The sequence below is a fragment of the Streptomyces sp. NPDC097129 genome, assembly GCF_055668065.1.
The window spans coordinates 358,704-371,887 of sequence record NZ_JBVOQE010000004.1; the positions used below are offsets into that span (position 1 = coordinate 358,704).

The 13,184-nt window shown below is 73.2% G+C and carries 13 protein-coding genes; 2 read left to right on the top strand and 11 right to left on the bottom strand.

Annotation, left to right across the window (positions count from 1 at the left end):
* Positions 1 to 10 precede the first annotated feature (10 nt).
* From AC0B9F_RS15470 to AC0B9F_RS15485, 4 genes are all read right to left on the bottom strand, one after another.
* The gene (locus AC0B9F_RS15470) at positions 11 to 1,345 is read right to left on the bottom strand and encodes a C40 family peptidase (RefSeq protein ID WP_472002716.1); all 1,335 of its coding nucleotides are present in this window, start codon (positions 1,343 to 1,345) and stop codon (positions 11 to 13) included.
* A gap of 103 nt (positions 1,346 to 1,448) precedes the next feature.
* Complete coding sequence (locus AC0B9F_RS15475; protein ID WP_472002719.1) at positions 1,449 to 1,790, bottom strand: hypothetical protein; 342 nt, start codon at positions 1,788 to 1,790, stop codon at positions 1,449 to 1,451.
* 10 nt (positions 1,791 to 1,800) lie between these two features.
* The gene (locus AC0B9F_RS15480; protein ID WP_472002721.1) at positions 1,801 to 2,451 is read right to left on the bottom strand and encodes a TetR/AcrR family transcriptional regulator; all 651 of its coding nucleotides are present in this window, start codon (positions 2,449 to 2,451) and stop codon (positions 1,801 to 1,803) included.
* 699 nt (positions 2,452 to 3,150) lie between these two features.
* Positions 3,151 to 4,089 carry an AurF N-oxygenase family protein gene (locus AC0B9F_RS15485; protein ID WP_472002723.1) on the bottom strand — a complete coding sequence of 313 codons (939 nt, stop codon included), beginning with the start codon at positions 4,087 to 4,089 and terminating at the stop codon, positions 3,151 to 3,153.
* A 169-nt stretch (positions 4,090 to 4,258) separates the two neighbouring features.
* Between AC0B9F_RS15485 and AC0B9F_RS15490 the strand changes: the two genes are divergently transcribed.
* The gene (locus tag AC0B9F_RS15490; protein ID WP_472002725.1) at positions 4,259 to 5,101 is read left to right on the top strand and encodes a hypothetical protein; all 843 of its coding nucleotides are present in this window, start codon (positions 4,259 to 4,261) and stop codon (positions 5,099 to 5,101) included.
* Position 5,102: 1 nt separating this feature from the next.
* Here AC0B9F_RS15490 and AC0B9F_RS15495 read toward each other — a convergent pair whose 3' ends face one another.
* The 7 genes from AC0B9F_RS15495 to AC0B9F_RS15525 form a co-directional block, all read right to left on the bottom strand.
* Positions 5,103 to 5,624, bottom strand: a complete 522-nt coding sequence (locus tag AC0B9F_RS15495; protein WP_472002727.1) for a DUF3291 domain-containing protein — start codon at positions 5,622 to 5,624, stop codon at positions 5,103 to 5,105.
* A 44-nt stretch (positions 5,625 to 5,668) separates the two neighbouring features.
* Complete coding sequence (locus tag AC0B9F_RS15500) at positions 5,669 to 7,126, bottom strand: penicillin-binding transpeptidase domain-containing protein (RefSeq protein ID WP_472002729.1); 1,458 nt, start codon at positions 7,124 to 7,126, stop codon at positions 5,669 to 5,671.
* Between the two features lie 31 nt (positions 7,127 to 7,157).
* Positions 7,158 to 8,525 carry an FtsW/RodA/SpoVE family cell cycle protein gene (locus AC0B9F_RS15505; protein WP_472002730.1) on the bottom strand — a complete coding sequence of 456 codons (1,368 nt, stop codon included), beginning with the start codon at positions 8,523 to 8,525 and terminating at the stop codon, positions 7,158 to 7,160.
* A gap of 73 nt (positions 8,526 to 8,598) precedes the next feature.
* Positions 8,599 to 9,147 carry an SH3 domain-containing protein gene (locus AC0B9F_RS15510; RefSeq protein WP_472002732.1) on the bottom strand — a complete coding sequence of 183 codons (549 nt, stop codon included), beginning with the start codon at positions 9,145 to 9,147 and terminating at the stop codon, positions 8,599 to 8,601.
* Positions 9,148 to 9,443: 296 nt separating this feature from the next.
* Positions 9,444 to 10,700 carry an ATP-binding protein gene (locus AC0B9F_RS15515; protein ID WP_472002734.1) on the bottom strand — a complete coding sequence of 419 codons (1,257 nt, stop codon included), beginning with the start codon at positions 10,698 to 10,700 and terminating at the stop codon, positions 9,444 to 9,446.
* Positions 10,697 to 11,542 (bottom strand): hypothetical protein, encoded by an 846-nt coding sequence (locus AC0B9F_RS15520; protein ID WP_472002736.1) that lies wholly within the window; start codon positions 11,540 to 11,542, stop codon positions 10,697 to 10,699. Before AC0B9F_RS15520 ends, AC0B9F_RS15515 begins: the two co-directional genes overlap by 4 nt.
* Positions 11,543 to 11,721: 179 nt before the next feature.
* Positions 11,722 to 12,228, bottom strand: a complete 507-nt coding sequence (locus AC0B9F_RS15525) for a protein-tyrosine phosphatase family protein (protein ID WP_472002738.1) — start codon at positions 12,226 to 12,228, stop codon at positions 11,722 to 11,724.
* A gap of 116 nt (positions 12,229 to 12,344) precedes the next feature.
* On the opposite strand from AC0B9F_RS15525, the gene AC0B9F_RS15530 reads away from it, so the two are divergent.
* The gene (locus AC0B9F_RS15530; RefSeq protein WP_472002740.1) at positions 12,345 to 13,148 is read left to right on the top strand and encodes a nuclease-related domain-containing protein; all 804 of its coding nucleotides are present in this window, start codon (positions 12,345 to 12,347) and stop codon (positions 13,146 to 13,148) included.
* Positions 13,149 to 13,184 lie beyond the last annotated feature (36 nt).

Consider the following 13,184-nt stretch of genomic DNA (forward strand, 5'->3'; position numbering starts at 1 on the left):
GTTCGGCGAGCTACAGGGCGGTCGGCTTGCCGGGGGGCGGGGGCGCTTGGTCCTTCGGGGCCGGGTGTGCATGGTCCTTGGGGGTCGCGGGTGCCTGGTCCTTCCGGGCCGGGTCTGCCGGGTTCGCCGGGAGCGGGCCCGGCGGGTTCGCCGGGAGCGGGTGGGGCGGGGTTTTCGGGTCCGGGCGGACCGCTCCCAGGATCGGATGGGACGCGATCGGGGAGAGCTTGATCCTCTCCCCGGCGCGCGGCGCCTCGATCACCCTGCCGCCGCCCACGTACAGCGCCACGTGCGTGGCCTGCGGGAAGTACACCACCAGATCCCCGGGGCGCAGCGTGCGCAGCGGGACGTGCCGCAGCCGCGCCCACTGCTCCTGACTGGTACGCGGGATCGGCGTACCGGCGGCCTGCCAGGCCTGAGAGGTCAGCCCGGAGCAGTCGTACGACGCCGGGCCCTGCGCGCCCCACGCGTACGGCTTGCCGATCTGCCGCTCGGCGTACCGCACGGCCCGCTCGCCCCCGGTGGACGACGGCTTGTCGTCGCCGCCCAGCGCGCCCGAGGCGACCAGGCTGCGCTGCGCCTCGGCGGTACCGGTGCGCTCCAGCGCGGTCAGGGCGGACAGCTGGTCGGCCGTGAGGGAGGCCAGCAGCTTCTCGACCTCGGCGAGGCGGCGCCGCACGTCGTCGCGCTGCTTCTTCTGCCGCTCCGTGAGCGTCAGCTGCTGGTCGAGTGCGGTACGGGCGCGGCGGGCGAGGTCCGCGGCCCTGCGCTCACTGCCGGTGAGACGGCCGATGGTCTGCGCGCGCTCGCGCGCCAGCCGGCCGATCACATGGCCCTCGTCGAGGGCGTGCTCCGGGTCGGACGCCAGCAGCAGCCGCAGGTACGGGGAGAGGTCGCTGCTGTTCTGGTACTGCTGGCGGGCGAGCCGGCCGGCGGCGCCGCGGCCGGCGTGCAGGGACAGCCGCGCCTTCGCCAGGGCGGTGTCCAGCCGGGCCACCTCGGCGCGCTTCTTCTTCAGCGCCTCCTCGGTGGCGTTGTAGGCCTCGGTGGCCTGCTCCGCCTGCTGGTACAGGGTCTGAAGCTCCGTCAGGAGGGCGGGGAGGGTCTTGGGGGTCTCTTCGGGTGCGTCCGGTGCGGTCGGTGCCTCCGGTGCGTCCGGTGCGTTTGGTGCATCCAGTGCGTCTGGTGCATCCAGTGCGTCTGGTGCTTCTGCGGGTGGTTGTTGTTGTGCGTCTGCGGGTGGTTGTGGCTGGGGGTCGGGCATGGCTGCGGCATGGGTGGGTGCGAGCGCTAGTTGCGCCGCCGCCATCGTCGTACCGACGAGACGCAGCAGCTTTCCTGACACGTCATCACCTCCGGCGCGGGGCAGCCCCTCTGCTCCGCACCGTGAGCTTGGGACGGCTGCGCGAAGTGCGCGCGCCGGACGTGCGCGGACCGGCGCAAAGGTGTCACTCGTGCGGGTCGTGCGGGTTGCCGTCCGGCGTGGCGTCTGGCGTGGCGTCTGGCGTGCGGTGGGGTTGCGCGGCGGGTTTCGACCAGGGCCAGCGCAGACGGCCGGTGCTTGTGTCGCCCGCGGGGTCGAAGGCGTACTTCCAGCCCTGGGTCAGGCCCATGCGCTTGCTGTGGCCGCGGGGGACGCGGCGGTAGACCAGCACGGTGGGCGGGCCGCCGGCGGCGTCCGGGACCGGGATGCGGTACGTCTTCGGGGGGTGGCCGGTGGGGCCGACGAGCACGGGGAGGACCCGGCCGTCCATGGGGCCGCCCTCGAAGGGGGTGTCTTCGCTCTTCACGCCACCAGTCTCAGACATCCCCGGCGAGCGCGGCGAGCACGTCGGCGGTCTGCGGGTCGCGTCCCGCGGTCACGCCGAGGGCGGCGACGAACTGCTCGACCAGCCAGTCGCGCAGCTCGGCGGCGGGGGGCTGCTTGTCGTCGTCGAGCCACATCAGGGAGGCCGCCTCGACCGCGGTGATCCACATGCGGACGGTCATGCGCAGGCGGGGGCCGGGGGCGCGGACGTCGAGGTGGCGGTAGATGTGGTCGGCGGCGGCGCGGCGGACTCCGTCCACGATGGCGGTGGTGCGGGACGTCTCGACGACGCTGCCGCCCTGGAGGAGGGCGCTGAAGCCGGCGTCGTGCTGGTCGACGAAGGTGAGGTAGCGGTCGAGGGCGCGGGAGAGGCGGGTGAGGCGGGGGCCGGTGTGCGGTTCGTCGAAGCAGAGCTGGAGCTGGTCGGCAGCGGAGCGGAGGGCTGCCTCGTAGAGCTGCTGCTTGCCGCCGGGGAAGTAGCGGTAGACCAGGGGGCGGGAGACTCCGGCGGCTTCCGCGACGTCGTCCAGGGACACCTCCTCCGGGGCCCGGTGCGCGAACAGCGACAGGGCGGAGGTGAGCAGCTGGCTGCGGCGTTCCTCGACGCTGAGGCGGCGGTAGGCGGGGGTGGTGGAGGGGGTCATGCTTCGCAGCGTAGTCGCGTCCGCTGTGGGGTGGGGTGGGTCGTGTTTCGGGTGCGTTGTGCCTGCGGCGCTGGGTGCGTTGTCGTCTGCGGGTTTCGTTGTGGCTGGTCGCGCAGTTCCCCGCGCCCCTTTTGTGCCTGCGGCGGCCCGTTGCTGTCCGGTGGCCGGTTGCTGTCGCGCCTGCGGCCGGTTTCTGGGTCGGGGCCGGGGTGGGGGGTGTCCGTCCTCGGTCCGGCCGCCCGTTTCCGACGAGGGCGCCCTCCGCCGGTGCCGGCCACTGCGGGCGGACACCCCCCACCCCGCCCCCTTCCCGCCGTCGGCGACTACAGCCCGTCGCCACTTCCGCCCGCGGGTGCGGACCGCCGCGCGGGGCGGCCCAGCGCGCAGCCGCGGGCGGGCCGCTACGCCGCCATACGCGGCTGCGAGCTGTCGCGCCTTCCGCATCGGCTGCACAGCCCCGGGCGGCCATGTCGGCGTAGCTGCGGGCAGTCGTGCCGCTGGGGCGGCACGGGTGGGCTGGGGGTACCCCCTACTCGAAGAGCTTGGGGGAGGTACCCCGTCACGCCGGGCTGCGTACCCACCCCCGGCCAGTCACAGCACCGGGCGCTCGCCCAGCGCCGGTTGCGCACCCCATCCCCTCCCAGCCGCAACGCCGGGTGGAAGGAGTCGCCGGGGGCGAACCCCCTGCTGGCGGCCTCGTTACGCCAGCAGGCCTGAGGACTTCCAAAGGCGGCGGCCGACGCCCTGGAGGACTCCGATGTCGTCCAGGAAGTCCGTCAGACGCTTCGCACCGGTCTGCATGACCTCGCGGCGGTGGCCGCTGGCCTTCACCTGGGCCATGGCCTCCCGTTTGTCCAGGCCCACGTTCGTGTAGACCTCGGGGTTGATGAAGGCGATGGAGAAGACCCGGGCGAACTCACCGGAGGTGACCCGCGTGAACTCCTGCGACCACTTCGGCGCCGTCAGCATCTGCCGGCGCAGCTCCTCGCGGGCGTACCGGACATGGCGGGCCTCCTCCACGACGTGGATGCGTGTGACGCCGCGGATGAGGGGCTGGACCCGCTCGTCCGGGAAGGTCAGCCGCTGCATCCAGTCCAGGACCTCCTCGCCGAGCAGCGTCGCCGTGAAGGACCCCGGTGTCGTCGAGATCGTCTTGAACAGGCGGCCGAGGTTCTGGTGGGTGCGGCTGACCGGGTACCACGGCGTGCCGCCCCGGGAGATCACCCGCGCGAACATCTTCGAGTGCCGGCACTCGTCCTCGATCTCGGTGAGGGCGTAGCGCACGTGCGCGCTGGTCGCCGCCTTGTCGTAGATGTGGCGGACGAGCAGCTGCATCAGGATCAGTTCGAACCAGATCCCGAGCGAGGCCAGTGCCGCGGCCTCGTGCTGGGAGAGCGCGATCTGCTGCTCCTCGCTCATCCGCTTCCACAGCGGTGTGCCGTAGAGCGACACCAGCTCCGGCGGCCAGAACCACTTGCCCTCTTCGAAGGGCGCGTCCCAGTCCAGCTCCTTGTCCGGGTCGAAGGAGTGCTTCGCGGAGGAGGCGAGGAGGCGTTCGGCCACCTGTTCGCGGTCCTTGAGCAGGCCGAGCGCGTCCCGCAGGCCGTCCAGCGCCTCGGCTTCCGTCAGGGTCGTCATGGCTCATCCACCTCGTCGTACGGGGGCGTGGCGGAGTTACCCGCCGGTCACGTCTTCTTATGAGACTGCTTGTCAGTAAGCCCGTCAATCCCCCGTGCGCCAACTCGTCCGCGCCGCCCGCAGACGGGCAAGGGCAAGCAGTGTCACCCGTGTGGAGTACGGTTCTGGCGTGTCCACGCCTCCCGAGAATCCTTACGGTCAGCAGCCGCAGAGCCCCTACGGCCAACCTCCTTACGGCCAGAGCCCCTACGGTGCGCAGCAGCCGCAGGCGCCGTACGGGCAGCCTCCGGCCGGCGGGTATCCGCCGTACGGACAGCAGCCCCCCGCGCCCTACCCGCCGCAGCCCCAGGGCTGGGGCGCGCCGCCCCTGGCGCCGCCGCCGAGGAAGCGGCGCGGGATGGTGATCGGCATCGTCGGCGGGGTCGTCGCCCTGATCGTGGTCGTCGTGGCCGTGCTGGCGTTCGTCGGCTCCAAGGGCGGCGGTTTCCCGGAGGCCAAGAACAAGCTGGTGCTGTCCAAGACGCTGCTCGACGGGCGCTACACGCTCAGCCAGGACCTGTCCGGTTCCGAGGGCAAGAAGATCGAGGACGAGGCCGACGGCTCCTGGGACGCCAAGGACACCCACGCCGTCGTCGGCCAGTACTCCCTCGGCGGCGACCAGACCAAGGGCACCCTGGTGGTCTCCGGCATGTACGGGCGCTTCAAGCACCCCGACCAGGCCCGCGACAACATGATGAAGGGCGCCGGCGAGGGTCAGGCCAAGGTCGTCGTGGCTCCGAAGGACTTCCACCCCGACGGTTCCGGCATCACGGTGACGTGCGAGGTGCTCACCCAGGTGCAGATGGGCACCACGCTGACCGTGCCGATGTGCGGCTGGGCCGACGACAACACCGGTGCCTCCATCGCCGAACTCACCGCCGAGACCATGGCCCAGGACCCGCAGAAGGTCGACCTGGAGGCCGCCGCGAAGACCGCCCTCCAGGTCCGCACCGAACTCCTCAAGCCGCTCTGACCTACACCGGGCACTGAAGGGCCTCGGCGGCCACGCCCCGCGCGGGCCCGTCGCCGAGGACCGCTTCCGCGTGCTGCGCCGGGAACGTCGTACGCAGCGTGAAGGCGTACGGCGTCGGGCCGTGGGCGCGCAGGTGCAGCAGCCGGGCCTCGGCTTCGGCGACCGTCGGGCGGTGGCCCGTCGGCACCCACCACAGCGCCGCCATCGCCTCCCGCACCCGCTCGAACCACTCCCGGCGCCGGGACAGCAGCTCCCGGTGCAGCCCCTGGTACATGAACGCCGTCAGCGCGTTCGAGTCCCGCCACACCGACATGTTGATGATCAGCCACTCGTCGCCGAAGACGGCGATGTCGGTGGCGTCGCCGCCCTCGCTCTGCAGCCGCCACACGAAGCCGTCCGCCGCGTCAGCTGCGGCGTTGACGGGGTCGAGGCCGTCGACGAAGTCCTTCAACTCGGGGGAGTCCAGCGGGAATCGGAGGCGGGCGATGTTGACCTGGGCGAGTTCGAACATGGCGTCAGTCATGACCGAACGGTAGGTCGGGCGTCCGCCTCGCGGAAGCCCCCGTCTCACGAGCTGAGCACCGCCTGCATCACGGCACGGGCGATCGGCGCCGCCGTACCGCCGCCGCTGATCTCGCCCCGGTTCGCGGAGGCGTCCTCGACCACCACGGCGACCGCGACCCGCGCCTCCATGTCCCGCTCGCCCTGCGCCCACGAGACGAACCAGGCATACGGCGTACCGGTGTTGCCGAGGCCGTGCTGCGCGGTGCCGGTCTTGCCGCCCACGATCGCGCCCGGGATCGCCGCGTTGGTGCCGGTGCCCTCCTGCACCACGCCCTCCATCAGCCTGCGCAGCTTCGCCGCCGTCGACGGGAGCATCGCCTGCCGCGACGGACGCGGCCCTGCCGTGGTCACCGTCGCGCCCCCGCTCCGCGTGGTGCGCTCCACCAGATACGGCGTGCGCAGCCGGCCCCCGTTGGCGACCGCCGCCGCGACCATCGCCATCTGCAACGGCGTGGCCCGCGTGTTGTACTGACCGATCGACGACAACGCCAGCTGCGCCCGGTCCACGGTCGTGTCGAAGGTGCTGGGCGCCACGGAGAACGGGATGCGCAGGCGCTTGTCGTTGAAGCCGAAGCCCTGCGCCGTCCGCACCATCTGCGCGGCCCCCACGTCCACGCCGAGCTTCGCGAACACCGTGTTGCAGGACCACTCGAAGGCGTCCCGCAGCGAGGCGTCCCGGCAGCCGTCGCCCTCGTTCGTCAGCCGGGTCGTCGTCCCCGGCAGCCGGTAGGGGTCCGGGGAGGTGGTCGGCTCGTCCAGGTCCCCGACCACATCCGCGTCCAGCGCCGCCGCCGCGGTGACCACCTTGAAGGTGGAGCCCGGCGGATACGTCTGGCGCACGGCCCGGTTCAGCATCGGCTTGTCCGGGTCGGCGTTCAGCCGCGCCCAGGCGCGCGCCGCCCGCGGCCCGTTCCCGGACAGCACACCGGGGTCGTACGACGGCGTGGACACCAGCGCCAGGATGCGTCCCGTCGCCGGTTCGATCGCCGCGACCGCGCCCTTGCGCCCGGCCAGCCCCTCGTACGCCGCCCGCTGGGCCTGTGGGTCGAGGGTGGTCACCACGTCCCCGCCCGGGTCGCGGGCCCGCGTGAGCTCACCCACCAGCGGCAGCGACGCCAGCAGCGGGTCGGTGCCCGCCAGTACGGCGTCCTCGGTGTGCTCCAGCAGGGTCGTGCCGTACTCCTGCGAGGAGAAGCCGGTGACGGGCGCGTACAACGGGCCGTCGCTGTAGGCGCGTTCGTAGCGCAGCTGCTCGCCGGAGTCCCGGGAGCCGGTGACCGGCCGGCCACCGACCACGATGTCGCCGCGGGGCTGGGCGTAACGGGCGATGGTGTTACGGCGGTTGGCCGGGTTGTCGTCGTAGCCGCCCGAGACGACGACCTGCACGCGGGCGGCGTTGACCAGCAGCGCGACCAGCAGCAGGGCGCAGAAGGCGGCGGAGTGGCGGATGGTGCGGGTCATGGCGTCTCCGGGGTGGCGCCGGGCCGGCGGGTCATGGCGTCTCCGGGGTGGCGCCGGGCCGGCGGGCCGAGTCGCTGACGCGGATCAGCAGGGCGAGGATGGCCCAGTTGGTGACGACGGAGGAGCCGCCCTGCGCCAGGAACGGCATCGCCATGCCGGTCAGCGGGATCAGTCCCGTCACCCCGCCGGCGATGACGAACACCTGGAACGCCACGATCGAGGCGAGCCCTACGGCGAGCAGCCGCCCGAAGGGGTCCCGCAGCGCGAGCCCGGCCCGGTACCCGCGCTCCACGAGCAGGCCGTAGAGCAGGAAGATGGCGGACAGCCCGGCCAGCCCCAGCTCCTCCCCGGCGGTGGCGAGGATGAAGTCGGACTTGGTGGCGAACCCGATGAGGACGGAGTGCCCCAGACCGAGCCCCGTGCCGAGCACCCCGCCCGCCGCGAACGCGAACAGTGACTGGGCGAGCTGGTTGGCGCCCTGCCCGGCGTCGATGGAGGCGAACGGATGCAGCCAGTCCTCGATCCGCGCGTGCACATGCGGCTCGATCTGCCCCACCGCGACGGCCCCCAGCGCGGCCAGCACCAGCCCTACGGCGATCCACCCCGACCGCCCGGTGGCGACGTACAGCAGGACGACGAACAACCCGAAGAACAGCAGCGAGGTCCCCAGATCCCGCTCCAGCACCAGCACTCCCACGCTCACCAGCCACACCGCGACGATCGGCCCGAGGACCCGCCCGGTCGGCACCTGCATCCGCCCCACCCGCCGCCCGGCATACGTCAGCGCGGTGCGGTTGGCGGCGAGGTAGGCGGCGAAGAACACCGCCAGCAGCACCTTGGCGAACTCCCCGGGCTGGATGGAGAACCCGGCGATCCGGATCCAGATCCGCGCCCCGTTCACCGCCGGGAAGAGGATCGGCAGCGTGAGGAGCGCGAGCGCGGCGGCCACGCACACATAGGCGTAGCGCTGGAGCATCCGGTGATCGCGGAGCATGGCGACGACGATGATGAAGAACGCCACCCCGAGCGTCGACCACACCAGCTGCGTGGGTGCCGCCCGGTCACCCGGCGTCTCCAGATCGAGCCGGTAGATGAGCACCAGCCCGAGCCCGTTGAGCAGGACGCCGATCGGCAGCAGCAGCGGATCGGCGTACCGTGCACGCAACCGGACGATGACATGCGCCAGCAGCGCGAGAACGCCGAGCCCGGCGCCGTAGCCGGCGGCGCCGGGCGGCACGGCGCCGGTGCGGCCCAGCCCCACCACGCAGTAGCCGCACACCGACAGCAGGACCGCGACGACGATGAGGGAGAGTTCGACGCCACGGCGCCGGGGGAGGGGGACCGGGGGAGCGGGGGTGTCCGCCACTGCCACGGTGATTCCGGTTCCGGCGTTCGTCATGTCCGGAACTTACCCAAACGGGGCGACTTGTGCCGCGCCTGCAGGGCGAGCGGGTGAGGGTGTGTCAGCGGCGTCAGCACCAGCGGGGCGAGGACCCGAGGACCTGGATGTAGCGGGCGGAACCCCAGGCCCAGGTGCCGTCCGTCAGCAGGTACCACAGCCGGTCGCCCTCGACGCTCTGACCGCGGGTCTGGCAGTAGATGGAGACGATCTCACCGCGGTGCACGGAACGGATCACCTGGCTGCCCCGACTGGGCGCGCTGCGCAACAGCAACGTCCCGGCGGTGACGCGCCCCCGGGCGAGCCGCGACTCGTGCTCGCCACCACCGCCGCCGCCCTGCTGCTCCCAGCTCCCGCTGTCGCCGCCCTGCTCCGAGCTTCCGTTGCCTCCGCCCTGCTCCCAGCTTCCGCTGTCCCCACCCTGCTCCGAGCTTCCGCTTCCCCCGCCCTGCTGCTCCCAGCTCCCGCCGTCCCCACCGTCACCGCCGCCGCCCTGACTGGAGGCCGAGGGGTCGTCCCCCCACCCGTCATCGGCGACGGCGGGCGCACCGGAGACGGCGGTGAGCAGCGCGACGGTCGAAGCGGCTATGGCGAACCGGGCGAGACGGTGGCGACGGGACATGGGTACCTCCATGAGGAACCTGAGGGGCCAAAACCTGACTAATCGCCACGTTAGGTCGGTTCGGGGGGAGGGTGCGCGAAATGCTGGGCCATCGGGAGGGGGTGGGGGGAGGGCGAACACCCTGGGGGCGCAGGGGGCGAAGCCCCCGCCGGGGTCCGGGGCGGAGCCCCGTGGCGTGGCCTCCTGGCCGACCGAGACGGGCGGGTGGGTGGGTGGGCAAACACCCCCGACCCCCGGGCGGAGCCCACCGCACCTCCCGCGCAACGCCCCCAAGGCCCCCCCCGGCGGAGCCACCCTCACCCCACAGCCGGCGGAGCCCCCGGCAGGGACAGTGTCGCCAACGCCCCACCCCCCACCGCGTTGGCGAACGTCAGCCGCGCGCCCAGTACCTCCGCCTGCCCGAACGCGATCGTCAGTCCCAGCCCGTGCCCCTTCGCACCCCCCTCCGTACGGAACCGCTGCGGCCCGTGCGCGACGAGGTAGTCCGGATACCCGTCCCCGTGGTCCCGCACGGTCACCACGGGCCCGTCCACGGTCACCACCACCGGCCCCTTCCCGTGCCGGTGCGCGTTGGACACCAGGTTCCCCAGCACCCGCTCCAGCCGCCGCCGGTCGGTCTCCACCCGCGCGTCCCGGACGATCCGCACCTCCGTCTGCGTCCCCGACGCCCGCACCACCCGCTCCGCCAGCGCCCCCAGCTCCTCGCTGTCCACGTCCAGCCGCTCCCGCCCGGTGTCCAGCCGCGAGATCTCCAGCAGATCCTCGGTGAGCGTGCGCAACGCGGCCACCCGGTCGCGCACCAGCTCCGTGGGCCGCCCCGCGGGCAACAGTTCCGCCGCCGCGTGCAGCCCCGTCAGCGGCGTACGCAGCTCATGCGCCACGTCGGCGGTGAACCGCTGCTCCGCCAGCAGCTTGCCCTGCAACGACGACGCCATGGAGTCCAGCGCGGAGGCGACCGCCGCGACCTCGTCCTGCGGCCGTGACGGGTCCCCGGCCCGCGGGTCGTCCACCCGCGCGTCCAGATCCCCGGCGCTGATCCGCCGCGCCACCCGCGCCGTGGCGTGCAGCCGCCGCGTCACCCGGCTCACCGCGAACGCCCCCACCAGCACGGTCGCCCCGATCGCCAGCGCCGACGACCACAGGATCGCCCCGTCCAGCCCCTGGATGGTGCGGGCCTGCTGCGCGTAGTCCACCCGTACGGCCAGCGCGTGGCGGCCCTCCACGGGCCCGGCCGCCCACATCGCCGGCTCCCCGCGGTGCTCGCCGACCATCGTGCCCCGCTCCCCGGCCGCCGCCAGCGTCCGCAGCCGCGCGGGCAGGTCCGGGGGGTCGACCCCGGCGTTCGGCAGCAGCGTGTCCCCGGCCTCGAAGGCCTGGGTGGCGTCCGCCAGCCGGGCGAGCGCCAGGTCGCGGGCCTGGCCGACGGTCTGGTTCGTCACCTGCACATGCACCAGTACGCCGAGCAGCGCGGCCAGCGCACAGCACATCACGGTGATGAAGGCGGCCGCCCGCACCGCCAGCGCCCCGGACCACTGCGGCAGCACGGACCTCATCGCACACCTGCCGACCCGGAGGCCGACGGCGAAGCGGACCCCGAGGCCGCGGCCGACGGCGAAGCGGACCCCGAGTCCGAGGGCGTCGGAGAAGCGGAACCGGAATCCGAGGCCGACGGCGACGAGGACGGCTTGCGCACCGGATGCCCCGGTCGCACCCCGCCGCCCGTGCGCACCATCTCGTCATGGGTGAGCAGCATCGCCTTCTGGTCCGGGTCCCAGGTCCACTCCAGCCGGTACTCGTAGCGCGCCAGGTCGGAAGGCGAGCTGAGCACCAGGGAACGCCCGGCCACCTCGACGGCGCTCACGGCGTCCTCCCACTTCATGATCTGCACCAGCCGGTGCCGGTCGACGGTGTACACCCGTACGGCCGTCATCGGCCCGGGCAGCAGCCGGAACCCGAGGGCCAGGTCGTCGTGCCCGTCCCCGGTCAGATCCCGGTAGTACGGCTTGAGCACCGGGCACCGCCCCCGCTCGGGCCCCTGCCGGCAGGCGTCGCGCACCAGACGGGCCGTCTCAGGGAACGTCTCCCCGCTCTTGCCGCCCGCCTTGTACAGGTCCGGGTGCGCCGCGATCTCCGCCCGCACGATCGCCGCCGGATCGACCTCGCGGATGTCGTCGCCGGGCACGGACACGCCCTTGACGACCTCCCGCTCGACCTCGTCGATGTCGTACGCCGGAGAGGCCGCCGGCGTCAGCTCCGGCCACAGCCGGGCCGGGCTGACCGCGACCTGCGTGGGGCCGGCCCCCTCCAGTGCCCCGGTGTCACCGCAGGCGGTCAGGGCGGCCCCCAGCACGACGGCCAGGACGGCGAGGAGGGCACGCGGGCGGCGAGGGGGCACGGGACTCCTGTGGGTAGGGATGTTCGAGGGCCCCGTACACCATATTCGTAGGTAAGTCCTTTTTGCTGTTCGAGGGGCGCTGCTCGGTCTCGCTGTTCGAGGGGCTGCTCACATGACGGCTCACATGACTGCTCACATGGCTGTTCGCACGGCTGTTCGCATGGCTGTTCGGGGAGGACCTATTCGGTGAGCTCCTCCAGCAACCGCACCGTGGGCAGCCCGGCCCGCAGATACGCCACGAACAGCTCGTTGTGCAGGGCCCACGGCGAGCGACGGGACCGTATCAGCCCTATGGCGTCCTCCACCGCGTGGCCCCGGTGGATCAGGGCCTGCGCGACGACCAGGCCGGAGCGGTTGTAGCCGTGGTAGCAGCGCACCAGCACCCGACGGCGCTCGTCCAGCGCCTCGCCCACCGCCCGCGCCAGCCGCAGCACCCCCGCGAGCTGGGTGCCGTCCAGCGGCCCGTCCGGGATGTCCCACACATGGTGCTCGACCCCGGGATCGGGCCCGTGCCCCGGCAGCCGCAGCAGCGTCTGCACCAGATCGAACTCGTCCCGCACGACGGCGAACTCCCTGAGCCCCGACGTGCCCCGGAACTCGTGCCCGCCCATCCACAGACCCGGCACGATCTCGCTCCACGGGCTGTCCGGAACGGGCACTTCGGGCTGTTTCCCACGCGTACGCAACGGCGCCTCCCCCACCCCGCTCACCACTGTCCCGCCCGCGCAACCGCCTCCCAAGGTAGCCGCCTTCTTGCCCCGGGAGCACCCCGCCTGTTCCCATGGTCATGGGGTGATGGGGCATGAGCCGACTGCGCGTCATACCGACCTACAGACACGGCCGCGAACGGCTGTACGTCTGCTCCACGGACGGACGGAACGTCGCCTGGTACGACCGTGAGGCCGGCCGGGTGAACCTGCTCAGCGAAGACCACCGGGAGGCCGTCCTGGACGCCCTCGGCCCGTTCCTGACCGGCCAGGTCGCCGTGGGCCCGCCGCCGGTGCCCACCCCCGCCGAGCTGGCCCGCCTCAGCCTCCACCCCGACGACGACCTCGCCCCCAACCGGCCCGGCGAGGCCCTCCTGGTCGCCCTGGAGCGCGATCCGGGCCCCGCGCACCGGCTGCGCCCGGACCCGCGCCGCCGGGCACTGGAGGCCGAACAGGCCGTCGGCGAGGCGCTGGACCGCCTGGACGGCGCCGGCTGGCACGCACTGCACTCCGTCCCGCTGCCCGGCGGCGACCGCGTCCACCACCTGCTGATCGGCCCCGGCGGACTGTTCCTCCTGCACGCCGTGCACGCCCGCAAGCAGAAGGTCACGGTCGCCGGGCCGCTGCTCACCCTGGGCCGCCGCGACCCCGTACCGCTGCCCCGCGACGTCCGCGCGGCCGCCGCCCGCGCCTCCTACGCGCTGACCGCCGAGGTCCGCCCGGTCCTGTGCCTGCTCGCCCCGGCGTCCGTGAACGTCACCGCGCCGCCGCGCGCCGTCCGCGTCGTCACGGACACGGACCTGCCCGAGCTGGCCCGCCAGGGCGGCGTACTGAAACCGGCGGACGTGGAGGCCCTGCACGCGATGGCCCGCGACCGCAACACCTGGGCGCGCGTGTGACGCGCGGATGAGCGGCCGGGCGGGCCGCGGCACGGA

Excerpts from the sequence above, each read along its gene's own strand:
- AC0B9F_RS15530 (WP_472002740.1), top strand. The coding sequence starts at position 12,345 with ATGAGCCGACTGCGCGTCATACCGACCTACAGACACGGCCGCGAACGG.
- AC0B9F_RS15480 (WP_472002721.1), bottom strand. The coding sequence starts at position 2,451 with ATGACCCCCTCCACCACCCCCGCCTACCGCCGCCTCAGCGTCGAGGAA.
- AC0B9F_RS15505 (WP_472002730.1), bottom strand. The coding sequence starts at position 8,525 with ATGACGAACGCCGGAACCGGAATCACCGTGGCAGTGGCGGACACCCCC.
- AC0B9F_RS15485 (WP_472002723.1), bottom strand. The coding sequence starts at position 4,089 with ATGACGACCCTGACGGAAGCCGAGGCGCTGGACGGCCTGCGGGACGCG.
- AC0B9F_RS15500 (WP_472002729.1), bottom strand. The coding sequence starts at position 7,126 with ATGACCCGCACCATCCGCCACTCCGCCGCCTTCTGCGCCCTGCTGCTG.
- AC0B9F_RS15510 (WP_472002732.1), bottom strand. The coding sequence starts at position 9,147 with ATGTCCCGTCGCCACCGTCTCGCCCGGTTCGCCATAGCCGCTTCGACC.
- AC0B9F_RS15515 (WP_472002734.1), bottom strand. The coding sequence starts at position 10,700 with ATGAGGTCCGTGCTGCCGCAGTGGTCCGGGGCGCTGGCGGTGCGGGCG.
- AC0B9F_RS15495 (WP_472002727.1), bottom strand. The coding sequence starts at position 5,624 with ATGACTGACGCCATGTTCGAACTCGCCCAGGTCAACATCGCCCGCCTC.